Source organism: Flavobacterium chryseum, assembly GCF_004362015.1.
Lineage (GTDB): Bacteria > Bacteroidota > Bacteroidia > Flavobacteriales > Flavobacteriaceae > Flavobacterium.
This window is the reverse complement of the sequence record NZ_SNWW01000004.1, coordinates 79,468-103,835: the sequence shown is the minus strand read 5'-3', so window position 1 is coordinate 103,835 and position 24,368 is coordinate 79,468. Positions and strand designations below refer to the sequence as shown.

Sequence of the window (24,368 nt, the reverse complement as noted above, 5' to 3'; positions counted from 1 at the left end):
TCGTTCTTGATTTGCTGTTTACTTTATCTGCGCTTTTTATGCTAAAAACTAAATTTTAAAATTGTCACGCCAATAACAGACGCCAAAACTACAAGTGAATAATAACCAATTCTTCTGCTTTTATTATCAATATTTTTGTTTTTTAAAATCTGAATCGATGATCTAATTAAAAGTGTACTAACAACTACGCAACAAATTCCAACAAGAATTTTATTATATGAAACGTAAACTGTCGCCATGCATACTAACATTACTAATAAAATTGGAATTCTGTATTTTTCCTCAAATGGAAGTTCCGTTTGTTGCTCTATTGGTTTAACTTGGCTTAATACGATCTCAAAATTTTCATGATTTTCAATTTGAGCCGGAACTAAAATAGTTTCCACAGCTGTTTTTCCTTTTATTGCATAACCTCCTTTTTTATCCTTAATAATCGAATGAATATCAGTAAATGGAATAGTAACTGTTGGTGTATTTGCTTGTTCTCTAACAATATTATTTTCTGAAAATGTCAGTCTAAAAGTTTGAAATATTATTTTTTGCCTTTTTAATCCTTTTGAAATTCCATATCCCATAGATAATATAAGGAATGGAATCATAAATGGTAAAACAGTTAAAACGTCTCCTTTTTCTTTTGCATTGAAAAATACAATTGCAAATCCAAAACTTATTGCAACCAAAAGAGTTGGCAATGACTTAATTATTAACTGCTTTTTTATTTCTTCAAATCCATTTTCTCTAATTTGGAATATTTCATTCATACGTTTATTACTTTAAAATTGTTGGTTTTGTTGATATCGTTATTAGGTAATGTTTACCTAATTTATGTATGCTAATATAGAATTAATTTTATTGAAGCTCCTGAAAAATTAATCTGTTTTTACAGAATCTAATTCACCGAATACTTCTTAGGTTTCATCCCGATATGCTGTTCAAAAACTCTTGAAAAATGACTAAGATTTGTAAATCCTAATTGATAACCAACTTCTGAAACCGACAGATGTTTATCTCTTAGCAATCGAGCCGCTTCCTGCATTCGCATCGATTGAAAATATTCAAAAACACCTTTACCAAAAGTCTGTTTAAAAAGTTTTCGCAATTTTGGCTCGCTCATTCCGGCTTCTTTGGCAAGTATGGCAATGTTGGGCGACTCGTCCAGATTAGACTGAAGCCTTAATTTGATTGCATAAATAGCTTTAATATCTTCGACATGCATATTACTTGTTGGCGTCGCTTCACGTTGTATTAACTGAGAAAAAATACAGCAAAGTAATTCCTCGCATTTCAGTTTACTGTAATGACTTTCTAAACTTTCAGACACTGGTTGCTTCAGGATTTCGCTGGCGGTTTTAATCATCTCTGGCGAAATGCCGGTTTCAAATGCAAAATTTTCCTTTCCATTTAAAATAGTTGTCACTACCGGATGAAGCAAATTACCAAAAACCTCACGTAAATATTTTCGCGAAACTGCAATTGTAATGCTTCTAAAAGAAGTTTTTGACGGCATCGTAAGCACGGCAGAAACAGCATGCATACAAATAAACACATTCGATTGTTCCGGTAATAAATTTTCTTCGGTTTGCATTGGTGACGGAAAAACATCACTTAGCATAAAAACAACATCTTCCTGCCCTTCCTCTAATATATTAGTGCGCTCAAGTAAAATTTCCTCTTTTAAATAATAATTTTGTATCATCATTCGAAGGTTGTTTTCTTTCCATGAAAATCCGGTGAGATAGCCTCCACCCTTACTTTCCGGAATATCTACAAAACGTCCACGGATAGTTGCACCAATAGCTTCTGCAAATTGACGCGTAATTCCTGAACCTTGTTTATCTATTACCGATATTTTCATTTACGACTATTTTATTATCATTTACAGTTATTTTATTCGTAAAAGTAACAATAATTTTGCTTTGTAATAAAACAATTAAAGAGATGAATACAATACTTAAAAATAAAAAGGTGGCAATTATTGGCGCAGGACCCGGAGGATTAACATTGGCACGATTACTTCAACTAAAAGGTGTTGATGTAAAAGTTTACGAAAGAGACGAAAACAGAAATGTAAGAGTACAAGGCGCAACGCTGGATATCCATACTGACTCAGGATTAAAAGCGCTTGAAGCGGCTGGTTTAATGGATGTATTTAAAGCATCCTACAGACCTGGCAATGACCTATATCGTATTGTTGATAAAAACGCAACTGTTTTTCATGATGACCACAAAAAAGATACAACCGATGATTTTGGAGATGCGTGGTTTAGGCCCGAAATTGATCGTGGCCCTTTAAGAGACATGCTAATAGATTCCCTTAAACCGGATACTATTGTTTGGGACAGCCATATTATTTCACTTGAAAAGAATGATAACAATTGTGAAATCATTTTTGAGAATGGTAAAAAGGCGAAGGCCGATGTTGTAATTGGAGCTGACGGAGCCAATTCTAAAATTCGTCCGTTTATTACGCCAATCAAACCTGTTTATTCAGGTGTTACTTATTTAGTATGTAATATTGATGATGCCAAAAAGAATGCCCCAAAAGTTTATGATTTATTAAAAGGCGGAAAAATTGCTGCGTTTGATGAATCAAAGACAATATTTGTAAGTGCAAAAGGCGACGGTACTATTGATATTTATATTGGTTTTAAAACAGATATAAACTGGGCTAAAGAAAGTGGTATAGATTTTAAAAATGGTAAAGAAGTTTCGAAATGGTTTAAAAAAGAATACGCAAATTGGGATAGTATCTGGCTCGAATTATTTGAAGACGAAAAAACCGAGTTTATACCAAGACCTTTGTACAGTATGCCGTTAGACCAATACTGGGAACCTCAATCTAATATAACATTGCTTGGCGACGCCGCGCACTTATTACCTCCAAACGGAGAAGGCGTAAATTCGGCAATGCTTGACGCTTTTAATTTTAGCGAAATTTTTACCAACGGAAATTTTACTAGTATAGAATCAGCCATTGCTTATTATGAAAAACAAATGTTCGAAAGATTTGTTAAGGAAGGAAAGGAAACTGGAGAAATGATGGATTGGATGTATGCTCCGGGAGGTTTACAAGTTATGGTAAACATGCTCAATCCAACATAAGAAATAGAATTGCTTATTTGTATTCACAAAAAAACTCCATTATTTCTAATGGAGTTTTTTATTATTTAATTTTATAATTATCCTTTAATCCAAACTCAGAATATATCCTAAATTAAAGTAAGGCATTATTCTTTTATTAAAATCGCTGTACATTAAACTTGCTTCAATTGGCCCTAAAAATGTTCTGTAACCGCCTGTTAGCGAATAACCAATTCCGTGTGTTGGAATAGTATTAAGTCTGAAATTGCTTGTAATAAAATCATAATACAATCCGTTTACTTTTGCTATTAAAAACAAATTGTTGGTAATCGCTTGCTGGTAACCTACTTTTAAACTTATCGCACTTGCCGTAAAAATAGATGCTTCCGGCAGACCTGAAAAAGTAATTTGATTTCTAATGACGTCGGTTAATCCGCCAATTACAAAATCATTCATAATGGCTTGTTTGTAATTAAAATTCATACCTGATTGCATTTCAACAAAAAAAGCATTTTTGTTAACGGGAAAATATTTTTCGAAATTAACTCTTAACTGTGTGTACGCATTTGAACTCAGAATATCACCATTATCATTATTCGCCAACTCATTACCATCCTGATAAATCGTAAAATCGACATTCTGATTATAAACGACACCCGCTTTAATGTAAATATTACTTCCACGGTTGGGATAAAGCGTCGTATTTAATGTATTGTGATGCAAAAACAAATAGGTATTCATGTAACGAAGATTTCCTTTCGCTTCAATTTGTGAAATTATTTTAGGTTCAAAATTTACATAACCTAAGCTCGTTCCTACACCCAATACCCAATTATTATCTGGCTGCCACACTATTTGAAAATCAGTAGTTTGACTTACCTGATTATAAAGTCCCGTGCTTGCAAATTCAGGATTGTATGTATTAATATCGATAGTTTCTACAGCTGCTACTAACTCCATTGTAAATTTTCGATCTTTTGTAAGATAGAAACCATAGCCCAGTTTGGCTCTTGGATTTTCTCCAATCGAAATATCAAATGCAGTTGTTGAAAAAGGAACTAAAAAACCTTTTTTCACGAATCCTGTCTTAAGTGCAATACCTGTAGTGGTGTTGTAATGAAGACCAAAACGCGTAAAAGTTGTTGGTGCTTTATCTACATCAAAAATAATTTTAGCTTTTCCCGGTGCTATCGGAACAAGCGAATAATTGATTTTTGTAAAGGTGCGGGTTGAAAATACAGAACGTATAGAAGTTCCTAATTGACTTGCAGTATAATAGGAATTCGGAACAAAATCAATAAGGTCTACAAAAGCAGTTTTTTCATAGTCAGGAATTCCTTCGACCTCATATTTGGAAATGAAAACAGAATCACTTTTTTGTTCCTTTATTGGTATAATTTCTTTACCGTAAATAAGGTCAAGGGAATCCTTTAATCGTTTGATTCTTGGATAAATTTCCTTTACTTTTTCAAGACCAATTCTGGTAATTTGTTCTTCTGCCGAAAAGCTGCTCGTGCCATAATTTTCCAGCGGATAATCAATATACACATCAACAAGTTTTTTTTGCTCTTCGAGATCTCTTACCGCGTTATAAAACGGAAGACGGCTTATGATATCAAGCGGAGATTGTATTTTATCAACGGGATTCTGATCGCCGGAAACGTCACTGCCGATAACAAAATCAGCACCCATTTCTCTAACATTGGCGACAGGAAAATTTCTTGCAATTCCTCCGTCAACTAAAATTTTTCCATCAATTTCGACGGGAGTAAACACAGATGGAATTGCCATACTCGCTCGCACAGCGTTTACAATATTTCCCTTTTTTAAAACCACCATTTTTCCTGTTGCAACATCGGCTGCAATACATTGAAAACCTTTATTGAATTGGCTAAAATCTTCTATTTCATAATACGGATAATATAATTCAGCCAGTTTGAGCCAAAGTTCATTCGATTCTATAAAACCGCGTTTCAGTGCCGGTTTCCCTCTTATTAAGGGCAACTCTAAGTAATGTCCAAATTCTTCTTTCTCTTTAAGATTTAATGTATTTACAGGAAGGTCATTCGACAATAAGGAAGTCCAGTCTAATGTTTTGGCAATTGCTAAAATTTGATCAGCATTATAACCAGCAGCGTATAAACCTCCTACGACGGCACCCATACTTGTTCCCGTTACATAATCTACTTTTAACCCCACAGAGTCAATCGCTTTAAGTACACCAATATGAGCAATCCCTTTTGCACCGCCGCCGCTCAGCGTAAGTCCAATTTTTGGACGCGTTTTTTGTCCGTTCGAAAATTGAACGGCAAACAGTAGTAAAATAAGTAAAAGTGCGCTGTGGTATTTCTTTCGCATGTATAATGTTTTGTCTCTCAAAAAAATAAAGATAAACATTTTCCTATATTTACAAAAGAAACTATTTTTGAATGGAGTCTCAAAATTCACGAACTTATTGTCAATCAGAGTGAACTCATCAAATAAGAATGTAATTTTTTATTAAAAGTTACATTTAGTCTTCAAAAAGGCAAATCTCAAACGTAGTTTTTTGGTGTTCTGATTTGTGCGAAATGTAACCGCCGTGCGCTTCAATTATATTTTTAGACAAAGTCAATCCAATTCCTGCGCCTTCATTTCGAGTTGTAAAAAACGGCAGGAATATTTTGTTTTCGATTTCCTTTTCTATGCCATTTCCGTTATCAGTAATTTTGATGAAAGTTCGATTTTCTTTGACTTCCGCCGAAATTAAAATCTGTTTCTCTTCCGTATCTTTTAGGGCATTTATACTATTGGTGAAAAGATTAATGAAAACCTGCTCCATTTGCTGTGAATCAACATTAATCCAGCGTTTAGATGAAATCTTATTTATAACTTCAATTTGATTTTCTTTAAATAACGGGTTCATAATCAGAATGCAATTATCTATCAAATCCTGCAACTCAATTTTCTCTTTTTTAGGAGAAGGCAGCATAGCCAGTTTTCGATAACCTTCAACAAATTTCTGTAAATGATCACTTCGTCTCAACATCGTTTCGACACTGTTTTTTACATCTTCTAAATCTTCTGCTGACAACGAATCCTGTTCGACCAAATCCTGCAAATTCTGGCAAATGGACCGAATTGGCGTTATGGAATTTAAAAGTTCATGCGAAATCACTTTCATCAAATTTACCCAAGCGTCTTTCTCTTTTTTCTCAACAACATTCTGAATTGAATCCAGCAAAACAATAAAATAATCTTTTTCGAAAATCTCTGTTCGCGAAGCCTGCAAAACGAATGTCTGCATATTTTGTTCGTTGATCCGAATTTCTACAGCCGTTTTTATTTCCTGAAAATTATCTTCTTCAATAATCTCGCACAAAGAAGGAAGTTGGTTTCTCAGGTATTTCCATTTTGAAACTTTAGGAACATTAAAATGGCTCGAAAAGTAATCGTTCATCAAAAAAATATCCCAATCGTTTTCCTTTTTTTTCAAAATGATAATTCCGGTTTCTATATTATTCAAAATCGAACGGTAAATAATATCTTTTGAAACCTGTTCGTTTTGTTTGCTTTTCATCGTATCATATAGCTGAAATAAATCAGTGTAACTTTTGTTGAATTTATGTTTTGAAAAATCAGAAGTAAAATCATTTTGCAGGATCGAAGCAATTGTTTTATCGTAAAGCAAAACAAAATTCCGAACATAAAAATACATTTCCCGAACCATCAAAAAAACTATAAAAAGCCCAAAAAAGCCGGTAAAAATCAAATTTATTTTAAAAAAATAAATCGAAATTTCAATTCCCAAAACAATGAAAATTAATCGTAGAAAAAGCAATTTATAGGTTTGAAATGTTTTAAACATATTTTTAAAATTAAAAAACGAGAATTATAAATTAAAAAAAATTGAAACCGTAATTTTTATCATATTAAAAACAAATTACAATTCATCCATTTTGATATTAATATTATATTTCTCTAAACGTCGATACAAATAACCTCTCGACAATCCTAATTCTTCGGCAGTTTTGCTGATGTTGTTGTTGTTTTTTAGCAACGCTTTTTCAACCGCTGCTCTTTCTACAGAAGAAAGCTGAATGTCATCCGGATTTTCTTTATAAGAAGTTATCGTTTCTAAATCTAAATCAGAAACTGTAATTTTATTGTTTTCACAAAGAATAACGGCGCGCTCAATTTTATTTTCCATTTCACGGATATTTCCGTTCCAGGCGTGTTTTTCGATCTGTTCCAACACTTTTTTGTCGAAAGTAATTTGATCTCTTCCGTATTTATCTCTCATTTTATCTAAGAGATATTCAGCCAACGGAATTTTATCTACATTTCGTTCCCGAAGTGGTGGCAAAACAATTTCCATTGTATTGATGCGATAATACAAATCTTCCCTGAAATTTTTATCAGCCACTTCCAGTTTCAAGTTTAAATTGGTGGCCGTAATAATTCTAACATTCAAAGGTCTTGCTTTTGTTTCTCCCAATCTTGTCACGGTTTTGGTTTGAATAACCTGCAACAATTTTGACTGCAAATGCAACGGAACATTTCCAATTTCATCTAAAAATATTGTTCCGTTTTGCGCCATTTCAAAACGTCCTGGTGTATCTGTTTTCGCATCGGTAAAAGCACCTTTGGCATAACCAAATAATTCACTTTCGAAAATATTCGAATTTAAAGAACCCAAATCAACGGCAATAAAAGGAGCGTTTTTTCTTTCGGATTGACTGTAAATATGATTCGCCAAAACAAATTTTCCGGTTCCGTTTTCTCCAAGAATCAAAACGTTTGCATCGGTTTTTGCCACTTTATCAGCCAAAGAATAGGCTTTTTTTATTATTTCAGAAGTTCCGATGAAAAAGTTGTTTTCAATTTCAATATTCTTGTCCTTTTTTTGTTCTTTACGAGATTTGTCAACAGCTTGTTTTACAGATTCAAGCAGTTTTTTATTTTCCCAGGGTTTCAGGATATAATCAAAAGCACCATTTTTCAAACCTTCAACGGCTGTTTCAACTTTTCCAAAAGCAGTCATTAAAATCACCACGGTTTTAGGAGAAAGGGTTTTTATTTCTTTCAACAAATACAAACCTTCTCTTCCGTCTTCAAAACCAATTCTGTAATTCATATCGAGCAAAACGACATCGATGTTCTTTTTCGACAATAATTCGACAATATTTTTCGGGTTATTAAGCGTATAAATATCTTCAAAATACTTTTTCAGGAACACTTTCGACGCAAAAAGTATGTCTTCCTGATCATCGATGATTAATATTGAGGCATTTGTCTTTTTCATTTTTGTTCGGTTTTGGACGAAAGCTGTCCAATTATGGACACTTTAAATTTCTTTAAAAGAATAAAATTGTCAAAATAAGGCAGTTACACTTTTTAAGTTTTTGGCACGAAAATCACATTATGACTAGCAAATCATCAAATATGAATCTCATTATTGCTGGTAAAAGTAACAAAAATAGATATCTAACAACAATATTGTTAATTATCTTCGTTTCGAGTTAACTTTCTTTTCTTGCGGTAATAAAAATTATTAAAAACATCAATCTTAAAACAACAATTATGATCAAAATTGAAAAACTTTCGAAAGTATTTAGAACCGAAGAAATAGAAACAAATGCTTTAAGCGAAATTACATTAACCATTAATCAAGGCGATTTTGTATCGATTATGGGACCATCCGGAAGCGGAAAATCTACTTTATTAAACATTATTGGCTTATTAGACAGTGCTTCTGGCGGAAGTTATCAATTGCTTAATCAGGAAATGGTTGGCACGAAAGAAAAAGCAAAATCAAAAGCGAGAAAAGAAAACATTGGATTTATTTTTCAAAATTTTAATTTAATTGATGAACTTTCTGTTTTTGACAATATCGAATTGCCGCTTATTTACAACAACGTCGCCGCTTTTGAAAGAAAGAAAAAAGTAATGAAAATTGCCAATAAACTAGGTATTTCTCATCGTTTAAAACATTATCCGCAACAGCTTTCAGGAGGTCAGCAGCAACGTGTGGCAGTTGCAAGAGCGCTAATTAATGATCCGAAAATTATTCTTGCCGATGAACCTACGGGAAATCTGGACAGTAAAAACGGAAATGAGGTTATGGAATTATTGACAGATTTGCACGCAAACGGAGCAACAATCCTGATGGTAACGCACTCTGAATATGATGCTTCGTTTTCACAAAAAACAATTGTAATGAAAGACGGAATCGTTCTTTCAGAAAAAACAAACAATAGAAATGTAAATGTTTTTGCAGCAAACTTAAATAATTAAGATCATGCTAAAAAACTGGATTAACATATTTATATATCATGTCAAAAACAACAAGCTTTTTACAAGTTTGAATGTTTTGGGTTTGAGTATTGGAATTGCAGGTTTGATTTTCGCTATTTTATATTGGAATGAAGAACATTCGTATGACCAGTGGAATCCTGAAAAGGATAAAATCTATTCGGTTATGAGTAATCTTGGAGGAGGAAATGTCTGGGCTGTATCTTCCGCAATTCCTGCCCCTATTTTAAAATCAACCACGTCTTACTTAGATACCTATTGCTATTTTAGAAATAATTACTCGAAGGAAACAATACAATACCAGGGAAAAACGGAGTTAGTTGATAAGATTCTTACGGCGCAAAGCAGTTTCTTTTCTTTTTTCCCTTTTGAATTTATTCGTGGTAACGCAAAAAGTGCTCTTAACGATCGCAACAGCATTGCAATTTCTGAAGAAACGGCTTCACGGTTGTTTAAAGATGAAAATCCGATGGGAAAACAAGTTCGATATGCTGAACTACTTTTCGTTGTTCGCGGTGTATATCGATTATCAGACAAATCTTCGGTGATGCCGTCTGCCGTTACAACGGTAATAGAAGAGGATTTAGAAAAAAACAGAGAAAGCTGGGGTTTGAATTATGGATTAATGCTTAAGCTAAAAAAGCAGAGTGACACAACTGCGGTTATCAAAAAATTGGATCAAATCTTCCTTGAAGAAAACTACAAAAAGCAGGCAAAAAATGAAGGGTTATCGCTTGAAGCCTTTATAAAAAGATACGGAAAACCGATTAAAGCAGAGTTATTACCCCTTAAGAGCGCAAGGCTGTATCAGGGAAACACTCCATTTGCCGAAGGAAATGGCAATCTGATTTTTTTACAAATATTGATGGCTTTATCCATACTTATTCTGTTATTATCGATTGCCAATTACATTAATCTGGCAACTGCCAATGCTGTTAAACGTGCTAAAGAAGTGGGTATAAGGAAAGTTATTGGCGCCTCAAAATTGCAAATTGTTATTCAGTTTGTATTTGAAACCATATTAATTACTCTTTTTTCAGTATTACTGGCATTGGTAATCGTAGAACTTTCACTGCCTTTTTATAATGCTTTATTAAACAAAAACCTCATTCTTATCGGAAGTCAATTCTATCTGCAATTAGTATTGGTCTTCATTCTTGTTGTTTTTGTTTCGGGTGTTATTCCTGCGATCTACATATCAAATTTTGAAGTACTGAAAGTTTTAAAAGGAAATTTTTCGAGGAGCAAAAGCGGTGTATGGTTTCGTAATGGAATGCTAATCTTGCAATTTGCTATTGCCACATTTTTTATCATTGGTTCTTTTATCGTGTACCAACAGGTAAATTTTATGACTGAAAAAGATTTAGGTTTTAAAGGAGCGCAAGTCATCGATATTTCATTTAAGTCTAAAAAAGGGAGAGGACAGTTTGAAAGATATAAAGCAATTCAACAGGAACTTCAAAAAATTAATGGAGTTGAAGCCGTTTCTGCAGGATCTTTTTCTATTGGGGGCATAGAAAATTCGTGGGCTGGTTTACATTATAAAAGTCATCAGGAGGTTATAACTCAGCAAATGGGTGTTGATTTTGGAATGTTGAATCTTTTGAACGTACAATTGACAAAAGGACGTGATTTTACAGAAAAAATTTCCTCAGACACCATTTCAAATGTTTTATTAAATGAAACTGCAGCCAAAACATTACTGGAAAAAGACCCTATAAATAAGATCGTAAACTGGCAGGATGGCAATTATAAGGTAGTCGGAATTGTAAAAGACTTTAATTATTTTGGGCTTGAAAACAAAATTGGTCCAATGATTTTCTTTCACATTAAAACGCAATTATGGTCTCAAAATGAAATGCATACTATCGCCGTTAAAATTTCTCCAGATAAAATGTCTCAAACCATTGATGCTATTAGAAAGTTTTGGAAAACAAAGGTTGATGCCGAATATCCTTTTGAATATAATTTCGTAGATAGAAACTATGCCAGAACGTATAAGAAATATCAGGACCAAAGTCAATTATTTTCGCTCTTAAACGGAATTGTAATTCTAATTGCCATTTTTGGATTGTTTGCCTTGGCTTCCTTTTCTATGGAAAGAAGATTGAGAGAAATCGCCATCAGAAAAACATTAGGCGCAGAAACCAATATTTTACTTAAAGATTTATCAAAACAATATGTGACTTTCTGTTTGATAGGCTTTGTGATCGGAATAATCCCTGCTTATCTTTTATTGCGAAAATGGCTTGAAAATTTTGCCTTTAGAATCGATATTCCATTACTTCCATTTTTTGTTGCATTGGTTTGTTTGATGTTTTTGACCTTGACGATTGTTTTGGCAAAAGCTTATCAGGTAACTAAAATTGATGTTTTGCGATACCTGAAATATGAATAACTAAAAGGTTTATACTTTTTAGAATTAAACTCAACCAAACTATGATACTCAATTATATCAATATATTTATTTACCAGTTAAAACACAACAAACTGTTTTCTTTCCTGAATATCTTAGGATTATCAATAGGCATTGCAGGATTAATTTTTGCTTTGTTGTATTGGAACGACGAACAAAGTTACAACGACTGGAATCCTGAAAAAGAAAAAGTATACCAGGTTTTGGTTCAACTAAGCGATATGCCCGCCTGGTCAGATTGTGCCTTATTCCTGAAACCAACTTTAGAGGAAGATCCTAATATCGAAACTATAATGTATGCCGAAAACTGGTATCAAAAGGATAAAATTATTTATAATGGACAAAAGGAATTCGTAGATAAAATTATCAATGTCGAACAAAATTTCTTTTCTTTTTTTCCTTTCGAAATGATTCAGGGCGATGCAATTTCAGCTATAAAAGATGATTCTAGTATTGCGATTTCTGATGTTACGGCTAAAAGGATATTTGGGGATGAAAACCCAATTGGAAAACAAATAAAATGTTTTGACCAGCTGTTTTCTGTACGGGCCGTGTATCATATTCCCGGAAATTCTTCAATTGCGCCAAATGCCATCATCAATAAAATGAAGGAGCTGACATCTTCAGGAATGACAAATCCGTTTATTTTGAAGCTATTGCTAAAGGTAAAAGATCCGTTAAAAATTGAAAACACAAGAAAAAAACTCGAAAGAATTTACAACCACGATTTTATTAAGCGACTTTCCAAAGAAGAAGGTTTTACAGCCGAAGAAATGGCTAAAAAAGTAGGCTATTTTACGGTTGTTCTTGAACCTTTATCAAAAGCCAGATTACATTCGATAGCAGATGGTTATCCTGAAACAAGAGGAAATTATCAGTTTTTAATGATCATGATGGGTTTGTCTCTTTTGATTCTCATTTTGTCGATTGTTAACTATATCAATCTCGCCACTGCAAACGCAGTAAAGCGTGCAAAAGAAGTTGGAGTACGCAAAATTTCGGGAGCTTCTAAAGGCGATATTATAATTCAGTTTCTTTTTGAAACTATTTTAACAACCAGTTTCTCCATTTTACTGGCGTTGGTAATTGTAGAACTCGTTTTGCCTTATTACAACAACTTTTTAAACAAGAATATTGTACTTCTCGCCAGTCAGTTTTATGTACAATTGTTTCTAATTTTCATCATTACGGTTTTGACTGCTGGATTATTACCAGCAATTTACATCGCTAATTTTAAAACTTTTAAAGTCTTAAAAGGAAATTTTGAAAGAAGCAAAAATGGTATTTGGCTTCGTAACGGAATGCTTATTCTTCAATTTGCAATTGCTGCTTTTTTTATTATTGGTTCTCATATCGTATATCAGCAAATTAAATATTTACAAAATAAAGATCTTGGTTTTAAAGGCGATCAGGTAATTTCAGTTTCCCTAAATTTTCCATCAATTGAACATCAGTCAGAAAATGCAGAACAAATTATTTACAATAAATACACCATAGTAAAACAACAACTGTATAAAATTAAAGGCGTTGAACAAGTTTCAACTGGTCTTATTTCTTTTGACGGATCAGATAATTCTATTTCTCCTGTGCTGTATAAGGATGAACTTTTTAAGGAAAGAATAATCAATTTAGATTTTGGCATGTTTGAAATACTGAATATTAAAATAATAAAAGGCAGAGATTTTGATAAAAAAATAGCGTCTGATACCGTTAATTCAGTTATAATAAATGAAACGGCTGCGAAGCTAATGAATCTTAAATCGCCTCTTGGGATAGAACTTCTCATACGGGATCAAAAATTAAAAATCATTGGCGTTGTCAGGGATTTTAACTTATTGAGCCCCGAATTAAAAGTGCCGCCAATTGCTTTTCATCATATTAAAACCTTTGATATGGCGCATAATATAGATAAAGTTTACATAAAACTAAACGCTGACAATTTGGAAAACACGATCGCCAATATCGAAAAATTATGGTCAAAAGTAGATACCGAATATCCGTTTCAATATGATTTTATCGACAAGCAATACGCAAGAACTTATGAAACTTACTCCAAACAAAAAAGCTTATTTTCATTGCTTAATATTGTTGTAATTCTAATTGCTCTTTTTGGATTATTCGCACTTGCATCTTATTCGATACAAAGACGAATGAAAGAGATTGCCATTAGAAAAACGCTTGGAGCTGAAACAAATGTGCTGTTGAAAGAATTATCCAAACAATATGTTTTCTACTGTATAAACGGGTTCTTAATTGCTTTGTTTCCCGTCTATTATTTATTGAATAAATGGCTTGAAAATTTCGCTTTTAGAATAGACATCAGCATAATTCCATTCATTTTAGGATTTTTCATTTTATTAATTCTAACATTAATAATTGTTCTTTCAAGAGCTTATGCTGCAACAAAAACAGATGTTTTAAAATATTTGAAATACGAGTAAATAAATTATCAAATTATAAAACCAGAAAACTCCATTTTGAAATGGAGTTTTTATAGATTTATTTCAGGTCAAATTTTGTGATATAATCGTAACCCAATATTCCTTTTCGCAAAGTCAAAACGATTTCATTATCATCTTTAATACCCTCATACAATTCCTTTTCGACATCTAATCGTTCGTTGCTGTCATATGGAGTTTTGATGAAAAGAAAATAGTTATAACCGCCTTTAGTCTTCTTAGTTATGGTTTTGTAATTAATAATAATATTTTGTTTCCTTCCGGTTTCATTTGAAATATGTTTGTTGATAATTATTCCAACATTCGGAATAAATAAAAAAGAACAAATACAAATCGCTAATACATTATAAAATCGAAATTCTGTGTTAAGATTAAAATATCTGCTTAGAATTACGGCAACTAAAATCGTGAAAAACAAACTCAGAAAAACAAGTTTCCAAAACAAATTATAACCTCCAATTGTATCTTCAAAAGAGCTTTTAGCAAAAAAAATTGAAATAATGCCAATAAAAATAATGCCTTGAAAATTTTTGCTGAGTTCTCGATTAGGTTCCTTCGCTTTGCTTGTAATTTTTAAAATTAATTCAACCAAATTATAGGATAATATAATGAAAGTAGGAATTGACATAAACAAATATCCAAATTCATGAATTGTGCATGAAAGCACAATACCGCATAAAGCAATTAAGAAAATATTCTTTGTCATTGTTTATTAGTTAAAATGGATAATTTATTAGTGCTAATATAATTAAGAAAAACTTAAATTAACTTATATAACTCTAATGGTTCAAAAAAACTTTGAGCCTTCGCGTCTTTGCGAGCAATAAAATTAATCCACTTTTAAATCAAGAACAGCAACCGGAATCCCATTTCCTGTCGAAGCCTTAAATTGAATCTTTTCTCTTTTCCCATTCGACTGAATAATAGCAATACATTTTCCATTAAATAATTTACAAGAACTAGCTTTAAAGGAATCTAAATTCGCCTGATAACCATTATCAACGCCAACTAATTTTCCGCCACCGGAAACTTCGAAGTTGATTAAATCATTTGCGTTTGGAAGTAAATTTCCGTCTTTGTCTACAAGCGAAACCATTACATAAACTAAATCATAAGTATCGTTTTTAATTTCCTTTTTATCTGCTTTTAAGTCTATTTTGAAAGCTTCTCCGGCAGTGTTAATCTCTTTTTCTAAAACCACTTTTCCGTTTTTTCTCGAAATAGCTTTTAATGTTCCCGGTTCAAATTTCATCTTCCATGAAATATGAAGATCATCATTTTGTTTGGCTTTTTTTCCGAGAGACTTTCCGTTTAAAAATAATTCAACTTCATCAGCATTATTGTAATACGCCCAAACGTCAATTTCTTGTCCTGCTTTCCAGTTCCAATGCGGAAAAATATGCAGAACGGGTTTTGTCGTCCACTCGCTTTGGTACATATAATAGACGTCTTTTGGGAAACCTGCTAAATCGATAATTCCGAAATACGAACTTCTTGCCGGATAAGGGTATGGATCTGGTTCACCAATATAATCAAAACCGGTCCAGATAAAAGTTCCCGCCATGAAATCCTGTTTTTTAATCGTTTTCCAATTCTCTTCGTGCGTCGCGCCCCAATAGGATTTTACCTGATCAAAAGCCGAAACCGTCCAATCAGCATTTCCGTCAAATGGCGCTTTGTGTTTTGTAGGCCACGCTTTAATTCCATCTGAAGGAAAATCATAATGACCACGCGTTTCTAAAGCCGAAACACTTTCTGAAGCAATTATTTTTTGTCCTTTAAAACGAGTTGGAAAATCTTTGTAATCTTCATGTTTGTAATTGAATCCCAAAAGATCTAAAGCACCCGATTGATAAATGAAATTCTTCTCCGGAATATTTTCTGTCAAAGCAGAAGTTACCGGACGCGTTGTATCTAATGATTTTACAATTTGAGCTAATTCTCTCGTAATCGCAATTCCTGTACTATCAAATTGTTCCCTGATTTCGTTACCAATACTCCACATTATTACCGATGGATGATTGCGATCTCTTTTTATAAAATCCTCTAAATCTTTTTTGTGCCACGCATCCCAATCTTTATGATAATCGTTGGTTACTTTTTTCTTTTTCCAAACGTCAAAAGCTTCATCCTGAACGATAAATCCCATTTCATCGCACAATTGCATCATTTCTAACGAATGCGGATTATGGGATATTCTGATTGCATTTACACCCATTTCTTTCAGTAAAATCAACTTTCTTTTTACGGCATGAATATTTTCAACAGCACCCAAAGCACCGTTGTCGTGATGCAGGCAAACTCCTAATATTTTAGTTCGTTTTCCGTTTAATGAAAATCCTTTTTCGGCATCAAAACTGAAATAACGAACTCCAAGCGGTGTTTCATAATTATCAGCTAAAGTTTCTTTCTCATAAATTTTAGTTACGATTTTATACAGATATGGATTTTCAGTATCCCAAAGTTTAGGGTTCTTTAAATTAAAATTCTGAATCTTTTTTGATGATGAATTTGCTGCAATTTTTTCTATTGATTCTGTTGTAGCTACTTCATCATTTTTTTTATCTATAATGGAAGAAACTAATCTAAATTCCTTTTCATTTTCCGAAGCATTTTTAACCTCAACTTCTAAACGAACCAAAGCTTTTTCTTTTGAGATTTCGGGTGTCATTACAAAAGTTCCCCATTTGTCAACATGCAATTTTTCGGTCGCAACCAAACGCACATTTCTATAAATGCCGGATCCTGTGTACCATCGTGAATTGGGTTGAGCATCATTATCAACTCTTACGGCGATAACATTTTCCTGTCCAAAGTTTAGATATTCAGACAATTCATAAGAAAATGAAATATACCCGTTCGGGCGAATTCCTAAAGAATGTCCGTTAATAAAGACTTCACTATTTTTAAAAACACCATCAAATTCTACAGAAACAGTTTTGCTTTTCCAACTTGCTAAAACTTTAAAAGTTTTACGATACCAACCTATTCCAGCCGGCAAAAACCCTTGTGCCTGTTTTGTTTTACTGTCTTTGTCAAAAGCTCCTTCGATACTCCAATCATGTGGTAATTGAAGTGTTCTCCAATCTTTTGAATTAAAATCAGCTTGTATTGCTGTTGGATAATCTCCAATTTTGAAGTTCCAGTTTTTATTGAAGTCTTCGACGATTCTTGCTTGTTTTTGCGCAAAAATTGAAACCGAAAACAATAAGGCAATTGTGATTTTTTGTAATATGTTTTTATGTTTAATCATAAATATGTTTTTTTATTCTAGTCTTCTTTTGTCTTTTTTGTCAGGCTGAGCGAAGTCGAAGCCCACGCAAACTAAATCGTCAATCTTTGTCGAGCTACTTGAATGAATCTCTAGTTTCTCGGGATGACAAACTGAACGTGATAAACGTAACGCTGGCTTCGACTTCGCTCAGCCTGACAAACGGAATAAACCTTTGCGACTTTGCACCTTTGCACCTTTGCACCTTTGCACCTCAAAAAAACCTATTGAAACTCAAAATTATCCAACAGCAATCCTTTCAAATCTTCTCCTTCCAGAGTAATCTTATACGTTCCGGCATTAATATAACCGCCCGAAGTAGTATTTAAAATCTTCCATTTTTCTGGTGAAGGAAAAAACTCAATCGTATCATTTCGCATTAAAATTCCGTATGCATCTTTCATTGTAAATTTTACTTTTAATGGCGTTTCGTTTCGGTTCATAAAGCGGAAACGCATTAAATAAATTCCGGCAACTCCGGGTTTAACCTCAAACTCAATGCTATTATTTGTCTTTTTTGTAAACTCAATGTAATCGGCTTTTTTAAAGTTTCCTTTTTCAATTCCGATTCCGTTGAATTTAGCATTTTCTGCTTCAATAAGGACGACCGGGCGTGAATCATCTTTTTCGCCCATATCGTAATTTGGAACTACAATAATAGAATTTACAATTTCTGAATTATCAAAGAATACTTTTTCTCCTTTTTTTACTTTTTTAGAAAAAATAGCGAATTCAATATTGCTGCTGTTTTTAGCAATTTCTTCTGATTTTTTATAATCTGACAACCACGCAAATTGTTTTTTTACTTTATTGTCAATCAAAATATAAACATCTGAATCTTCTTTGACTGTAAAAGAACCTTTGGTTTTGGAATTGGTTGAAAATTGTAAATAATCTGCCCCAAAAACTTCTGAAGGTAATTTTGTAAAGACAATAGCTGAATTTGAATATTGTTTTGAATTAATATCCAGCCACGAAGCTATTTTATTAGCACTTTTAGCATCAGCTTCTAAAACAAGATTTTGAATGTTCTTTGGAGATGCATCTGCCGGTCTAACTTTTCGATCTTTCGTCGCAATGGCAATCGCTGAGATTATCGCTTGTCCCGCTTTTACATTTGGAAAAGAAATTACAAGTTTTCCGTTGGTGCTTTTTACCAAAAATGTTTTCTTCAATGCTTTATCGTGCCCAACTTCTGACCAAATATCCAAATCTTTCAGGACTACATTGTCATTAATCGCAACATCAAACAAACGCCAGCCTTTGCAATCTAAACCGCCGCCGGTTCCGTACCACGGTTCTGTAAAATATAATTCTACCAGATATTCTCCGTCAGGAACCGGAAATTCATAACGTAACTTATCAACTCCGTATCTGAAACTTTGAAATAATTCGGGATCTTTTGTACCAATTATCGGGTCAAAAGTACTTCTTTGACTGGCGTAAGAATCAGGAAGTTTTTCAAATTTATCTGTCCACGATAAAGAACCCCAGGTGTTTTGACCACTTTTATGTGTGTCTGTAAACCAAGTATTTCCGTCAGCATCTGTTAGTTCAGATCCTCCACAATTGACTCTGTATATATAATTGTATTCTTTTTTTGATTCTAAAATAGCTGCTTTGTCAGTATAAAGTTCTTTTAAATTTGGTGCTTTTGGAAGTGTATTCAACACGATATAATCTTTGGCTACAGCCACACCATTTACATAACCCACGGCATACAAAACATTATACTGAATATTGACATTATTCCATTGAAAATGCTGACCTAAACCTGGATTTTTTAATTTTCCCAATGATGATTTATTGACATCATTAAACAATTCTACTTCATCACAATTGGAGTAAACATCAATACCGTTTTTAATTCCAACCGAATCCCAACGACTTGGCCAGGTGTGCGAAACGATATAAACCATTGGGTTGGTTTTATTCGAAACATAATTGGCGCGGTACATATAATACGCATCCAGAGGTTCTCCCCAAATGGTAAAAAGCCCTTTGTAATTTACGGGACCAACTTTGTCTATATCACGAAAACCTTCTCCGTTTTGAACACGTCCCGGATTTTCGTGCGAGGCAAAAATCCAGTTGAATTGTCCTGCAATTTTGTCTTTTACCAATTCGGCTTCGCGGACTTTAATTTCCATTAATTGCGAAAATCTGTTTTCGCTCAAAATTCCTTTTTGGTCAAACTCGCCTTCGGTATGCAAATCTGCTGTTCGCCAGGCACCGTATTCGCCGTTTAGGAGTTGCGTGCTCATTTCAAGATGGTATTTTAAAGGATCACCGCCATAGGTTCCTGACCAGTTTTGTACCACATTCCAATCTGTTCCTTCGCCTCCGTTGCAAGTTGTTACAATACGTTGCGAAGCAGACATCGGATCCATTTCACGAATAATTTTGGTGCATTCTTCTGCAAATTCCTTCGGAATCGTACTTTCGTTTTGCAATCCCCACATTACTACCGACGGACTATTTCTGCGTTCTTTAATCCATTCGCGTAATAAGGTTTTAAAGTTTTCTTTGAATTCTGGCGTGTCGTACCAAATATGTGCCGAAAACTGACTCCAAAATAAGATTCCGTTTTCGTCTAATTCTTTTTGGTACAATAAATTATGTGGTTGATGCGCTTCTCTAAAAGCATTAAATCCGGCTGCTTTTATTTGCTCGATTCGGGCATGAATTTGTTCATCAGAAAAAGAATGGCTATTCCCTATTAAATGTTCGTATTCACAAGTTCCGTTGATGAATAATGGTTCATCGTTTATATAAAACCGATTGTCTTTTCCGTCCCGGCTTACTGGCCAGCTCACCCAACGAATTCCGTAAGGAGTAGTTAACTGATCGATAATTTTTCCATTCTCATAAACAGATGTGACGAGTTTATACAAATATGGATTTGATGGCGACCACAATTTCGGATTTACAATTTCTGGAAGTGTCTGTGTTATTTCTTTTGTTTCTCCTGAAAGGCATTTGATGTCACTTTTTGTAATAACAGTTTTTTTTCCTAAAGCATCAAAAAGAACATTTTCTATGGTTAAATTTCGGTTTGAAGTACCGTAATTCTTAATTTCGGTTGTGGTATGGAGAATCGCTTTTTCTTTCGAAACAGATTTGTCATTCCAGACATGAACTCCAAAAGGTTCTATTCGAACTTCGTTAGTAATGACTAACGAAACTGGTCTGAAAATCCCCATTGGCTGAGAGCCTTCAGAAAATCCCCATTCTCCTGAACAGCCGCCGCAAACCCACGGAAGATCTGCAATAAAAGATGGATGTGCTGCTTTGACAAGAATCTGATTTTCTTTATCAAAAAAAACTGCTTTGGTAATGTCTAAGGTAAAAGTGGTTCTTCCGCCTTTATGCTCTCCTACTTTTTTGCCGTTTACCCAGACATCTGCGTAAGAGCTTACTCCTTCAAAATATAAAAAAAATCTTTTTGAAGCATCTTTTTTATCAAGCTTTAGATTTTTTTTATACCAGGCTGTACCATGAAGATTGCCGTGTTTTGTTCTTCTGAAACCATAATACTGATCCCAATTGTGAGGTATATTTACGTTTAACCATTTATCTGACTTTGGATTCTCTACAAAAGATTTCTCCTGTTTCGGATCGTCCAAAATAACGGTTTCCCAAGATGCATTCAGCGAAAGTTCCTTACGAACTGAACTTTTGCTTTGACTCCAAACAAAGCAAAAACTTAAAAAAAAACAAATAAAAAAAATTATCTTCTTCATATTTCTTTAAACCATATAAGTTATATAAGGTCATTTAATTATCGTTTTGTCATTTCGACGAAGGAGAATCACATCCAGAGAGCAACGTACCATGCGGATTCAGATCATGTGATTTCTCCTCCGTCGAAATGACAAGATTGTGTCTTTATGTTTTCAATTAAACCTGTCAGGTTTAACTTAATGCTTGGTTTGCGTGAGGGATGGCAGTGGAGCTCTTTTTTGAGGCAATTTTTGCTTCGCCTGTTCACTACCGTTCGGGTCTTTGCCTCAAAAAAAGCGGGAACGTACAGCCCGACCCTTGTGGTCACGCCCAAATTATTTTTAATAAAACAACCAGTCTATCGCTCCTTTTTCTCCGGCATCGATATACCCAACATCGCGTGGCGTTATGGTTTGGCTGGCATCTATAAATCCTAAAATTAATACTCTTCCTTTGCCTAAATCTAATTTATTTTCTCCCGGCTGAAACGTATAGGTATGAATGTTTACACGTGGCAATTCTTTCAAATTCATGGCGCTTGCTAAAATAACTTCGGCCTGACCGTTCGCATTTCCTGCTGCATCTGTTTCTAAACTTGGCGGGAACAAAAATCTCTTTTGATCTGAATTGAAATAACCAACGACTAATTTTACGGCTTTTGCATTTTTAAATTTCAAATGGGTTCCGTTCTCATTTTGAGATGCTTCATCAAAAGCAATTCCTTTAAGGTTTTGCAATTCAGGTGCTATTTTTATAAGTTCTGAAATTGGGGTTCCGTAAACTTTTGTTCCGTTTTTTACGGCGTATGTTCCTTTGCTTTCACTTAGCAAAGTTACTTCGGCAGTTTGCCAAGGTTTGCCTTCTTTTGTTTCGATTTTACCATCTTTGGATGATTTTAGCAATTCTAAATTTCTTTTAAAGTTAACCAATTCACGTTCGTAATGTGGCAATAATTCTATCCATGTTTTATTATTTCCATCGTCGCCACCAATCGGGATTCGTCGTTGTGCGGTTTGCATACTATTGGCATACAGATAACTATCTTTTGTTAAATTTACTAATGTTTCATAATATTCGATACTTTTCTCTAAATGCGGAAGTGCTTTATCGAGATCTGAAATATCATTAGAATAACTGTATCTCAAAACCAGTAATGCCGCTTTTACTTTCTCTGAAAAGAAATCGGCGAAAGCCTTATAACAATACATATCGTTTTTAAGACGTAAAAATTCTTCTTTATTCTGCGTTACTTTTGGTTCTGCTTTATCAATGGCGTTAACGGCTAATTTTCCGTGTTGCGTGATTTCTTCAATAATTTGGGTTGGAAGCTCACCATAATGCGGTTCTTTATTCCACTCTTTTTTGGCATATTCTAAAAGCAATTCTCCGGCGGGTCCACACGATTCGTGGAATCCCGGATAAACACGCCATTTCGACGGATTTACTAACTGACTTTCGAACATTCCTAATAATAAAGTCTGACGATTTCCTTCTGTAATTCCGAAACGTCTTAACGTTTTTGGAGCAATTTCTCCCGTTTCTTCGTATGCTTTTAAAATGTTATTGGCAGCTTCCTGATCAGTTCCGTATTTTGAAGCTAAATCTTTGTCCCAATATTTAACTTCTTCGTTTCTGTCTCTTTTACTGTCCCATGCATATCTTGCCCAGGCTTTGTACCAAATCCAGTCACGATCCATTTCGAGTAAACGTTCGCCTGTTTTTGTTTTATCTGCAGAATAAGGCCAATCCCAATAGGATGCCTGCGGATATAAATGCAGTGCATTGGCTCCGTGAACGCTGTGCATGGCTTTTACTGTTTTCTGAATAAAATCTGGAGAACCGTATCTAAAAGGTTCCAGATTTGCCAGAATATGAACATTTTCAATATGAATAGATTTTAAGGCACTCAATTGTTTGTGCGTTTCTCCCCACGGTCCGCCAGGCGTATAAGTGGTTAGAGATTCGCCTGTATATTTACTTTCTGTATATAGATTTTTATATAACGGAAGCGATTTTTCCATTACCAAAGGTCCATCGGTATCATGAGAACGCAAGATAATTGGCGGTTCGTCTGTTCTTCCCAATGCTTTTAAACCATCCTGAACTCCGGGAATAATGGTTTTGGTAAACCATTCTACGTCATCATCGACTGTATTTATCGCTTCTCCAAGACAAACTAACAAACCAACATTTGGATATTTTTCTATGAAAGCTGCAATTGATTTTCTGGTATAATCTGAGAGTAAAGGAGTAATTGGTCGCGAGCGATCTTGGGTTTTGATGTTGTAATGTTCTGCAAAAGGTTTTGAAACTATGATATTATAAAACATTTGAATCACCCAGATTCCTCTTTTATTGGCTTCTACAGTTAGGAATTTATAAATTTCTTCGTTTTTTTTGAAATCCTCTTCGCTTACTTCCATTGCAAACGGATAATCTTTTAGTTTCACTAAAGATGCAAAAGGATGTCCGTTCCATAAATACAAAGAATTCATTCTGTTTTCGACCATCATATCCAAATACTTTGTCCATAGTTTTTTATCGTAAAACCACGGAAAAGTTTCAGGAGTGTATGGATATTCATAAACGTCCCTACCCGGAAGGTAAGTTGTTTTCTGCATTCCGATGCAGGCACCACGTAAAACCATTTCAGGACTATCGTCAATATTAATTTCTGATGGAATTTCGCCTAAAGTTTTAATAAGGTCTGCTAATTCCATAGCACCATACAATGTTCCTGAAGCATCAGTTCCTTCGATATAAATGACATTTTTTTGAGTACGAATTTGAAAGCCTTCTTTTTTGATTAGTTTACTATCATCAATTTTAGCGCTTTTTGAATTTTGTTTCCAAAAGTCAGTTCCTCTTTCGCCAATAACAATTACTTTATCTTTTGATTTGGTGATTTTATTAGAAGGAGTGATTTTAAATCCTTTAGCAGATAATGTTTCCGATAGTTTTTCGGCTCCGAATTTTGCTCTTGGCGAATTCGCATCACTAACAATTGTGACATTTTGCGCTGTGGCAAAAGTGACGTAGAAACCTAAAAAAAGTAAGCTTAAATATTTCATTGTATTATTATTTATTGAAACCATTCATCTCGTTTGTCATTTCGACGGACGAG

At 34.0% G+C, this 24,368-nt stretch carries 13 protein-coding genes; 4 read left to right on the top strand and 9 right to left on the bottom strand.

What is annotated here, in order from left to right:
- Positions 1–41 precede the first annotated feature (41 nt).
- Together EV143_RS09255 and EV143_RS09250 are read right to left on the bottom strand one after the other, a co-directional pair.
- Positions 42–761, bottom strand: a complete 720-nt coding sequence (locus EV143_RS09255) for a hypothetical protein (RefSeq protein WP_133507685.1) — start codon at positions 759–761, stop codon at positions 42–44.
- Positions 762–889: 128 nt separating this feature from the next.
- Positions 890–1,855, bottom strand: a complete 966-nt coding sequence (locus EV143_RS09250) for a helix-turn-helix transcriptional regulator (RefSeq protein WP_133507684.1) — start codon at positions 1,853–1,855, stop codon at positions 890–892.
- Positions 1,856–1,938: 83 nt separating this feature from the next.
- Here EV143_RS09250 and EV143_RS09245 point away from each other — a divergent pair, with 83 nt between their 5' ends.
- A complete protein-coding gene (locus EV143_RS09245) occupies positions 1,939–3,102 on the top strand; it encodes an FAD-dependent oxidoreductase (RefSeq protein ID WP_133507683.1) in 1,164 nt (387 codons plus the stop codon).
- Positions 3,103–3,186: 84 nt separating this feature from the next.
- On the opposite strand, the gene EV143_RS09240 is transcribed toward EV143_RS09245, so the two are convergent.
- The 3 genes from EV143_RS09240 to EV143_RS09230 all read right to left on the bottom strand — a co-directional run bounded on the left by EV143_RS09240 (position 3,187) and on the right by EV143_RS09230 (position 8,365).
- Positions 3,187–5,439 (bottom strand): patatin-like phospholipase family protein, encoded by a 2,253-nt coding sequence (locus EV143_RS09240; RefSeq protein ID WP_166638131.1) that lies wholly within the window; start codon positions 5,437–5,439, stop codon positions 3,187–3,189.
- 154 nt (positions 5,440–5,593) lie between these two features.
- Positions 5,594–6,928 carry a sensor histidine kinase gene (locus tag EV143_RS09235; RefSeq protein ID WP_133507681.1) on the bottom strand — a complete coding sequence of 445 codons (1,335 nt, stop codon included), beginning with the start codon at positions 6,926–6,928 and terminating at the stop codon, positions 5,594–5,596.
- A gap of 75 nt (positions 6,929–7,003) precedes the next feature.
- Positions 7,004–8,365 carry a sigma-54-dependent transcriptional regulator gene (locus EV143_RS09230; protein ID WP_133507680.1) on the bottom strand — a complete coding sequence of 454 codons (1,362 nt, stop codon included), beginning with the start codon at positions 8,363–8,365 and terminating at the stop codon, positions 7,004–7,006.
- 278 nt (positions 8,366–8,643) lie between these two features.
- Here EV143_RS09230 and EV143_RS09225 point away from each other — a divergent pair, with 278 nt between their 5' ends.
- The 3 genes from EV143_RS09225 to EV143_RS09215 are packed head-to-tail and all read left to right on the top strand — an operon-like array spanning position 8,644 to position 14,232.
- Positions 8,644–9,357: an ABC transporter ATP-binding protein gene (locus EV143_RS09225; protein ID WP_133507679.1), complete on the top strand. Its 714-nt coding sequence runs from the start codon at positions 8,644–8,646 to the stop codon at positions 9,355–9,357.
- A 4-nt stretch (positions 9,358–9,361) separates the two neighbouring features.
- Positions 9,362–11,773, top strand: coding sequence for an ABC transporter permease (locus EV143_RS09220; protein ID WP_133507678.1), 2,412 nt, complete (start codon positions 9,362–9,364; stop codon positions 11,771–11,773).
- A gap of 41 nt (positions 11,774–11,814) precedes the next feature.
- The gene (locus EV143_RS09215) at positions 11,815–14,232 is read left to right on the top strand and encodes an ABC transporter permease (protein WP_133507677.1); all 2,418 of its coding nucleotides are present in this window, start codon (positions 11,815–11,817) and stop codon (positions 14,230–14,232) included.
- 58 nt (positions 14,233–14,290) lie between these two features.
- Here EV143_RS09215 and EV143_RS09210 read toward each other — a convergent pair whose 3' ends face one another.
- The 4 genes from EV143_RS09210 to EV143_RS09195 form a co-directional block, all read right to left on the bottom strand.
- Entirely contained in the window at positions 14,291–14,956 is a 666-nt protein-coding gene (locus EV143_RS09210) for a hypothetical protein (RefSeq protein ID WP_133507676.1), read from the bottom strand.
- Positions 14,957–15,079: 123 nt separating this feature from the next.
- Complete coding sequence (locus EV143_RS09205) at positions 15,080–17,503, bottom strand: glycoside hydrolase family 2 TIM barrel-domain containing protein (RefSeq protein WP_133507675.1); 2,424 nt, start codon at positions 17,501–17,503, stop codon at positions 15,080–15,082.
- A 242-nt stretch (positions 17,504–17,745) separates the two neighbouring features.
- On the bottom strand, positions 17,746–21,264 hold the full coding sequence (locus EV143_RS09200) for a malectin domain-containing carbohydrate-binding protein (protein ID WP_133507674.1): 3,519 nt from the start codon (positions 21,262–21,264) through the stop codon (positions 17,746–17,748).
- Positions 21,265–21,585: 321 nt separating this feature from the next.
- A complete protein-coding gene (locus EV143_RS09195) occupies positions 21,586–24,315 on the bottom strand; it encodes an alpha-d-galacturonidase (RefSeq protein ID WP_133507673.1) in 2,730 nt (909 codons plus the stop codon).
- Positions 24,316–24,368: the final 53 nt, after the last annotated feature.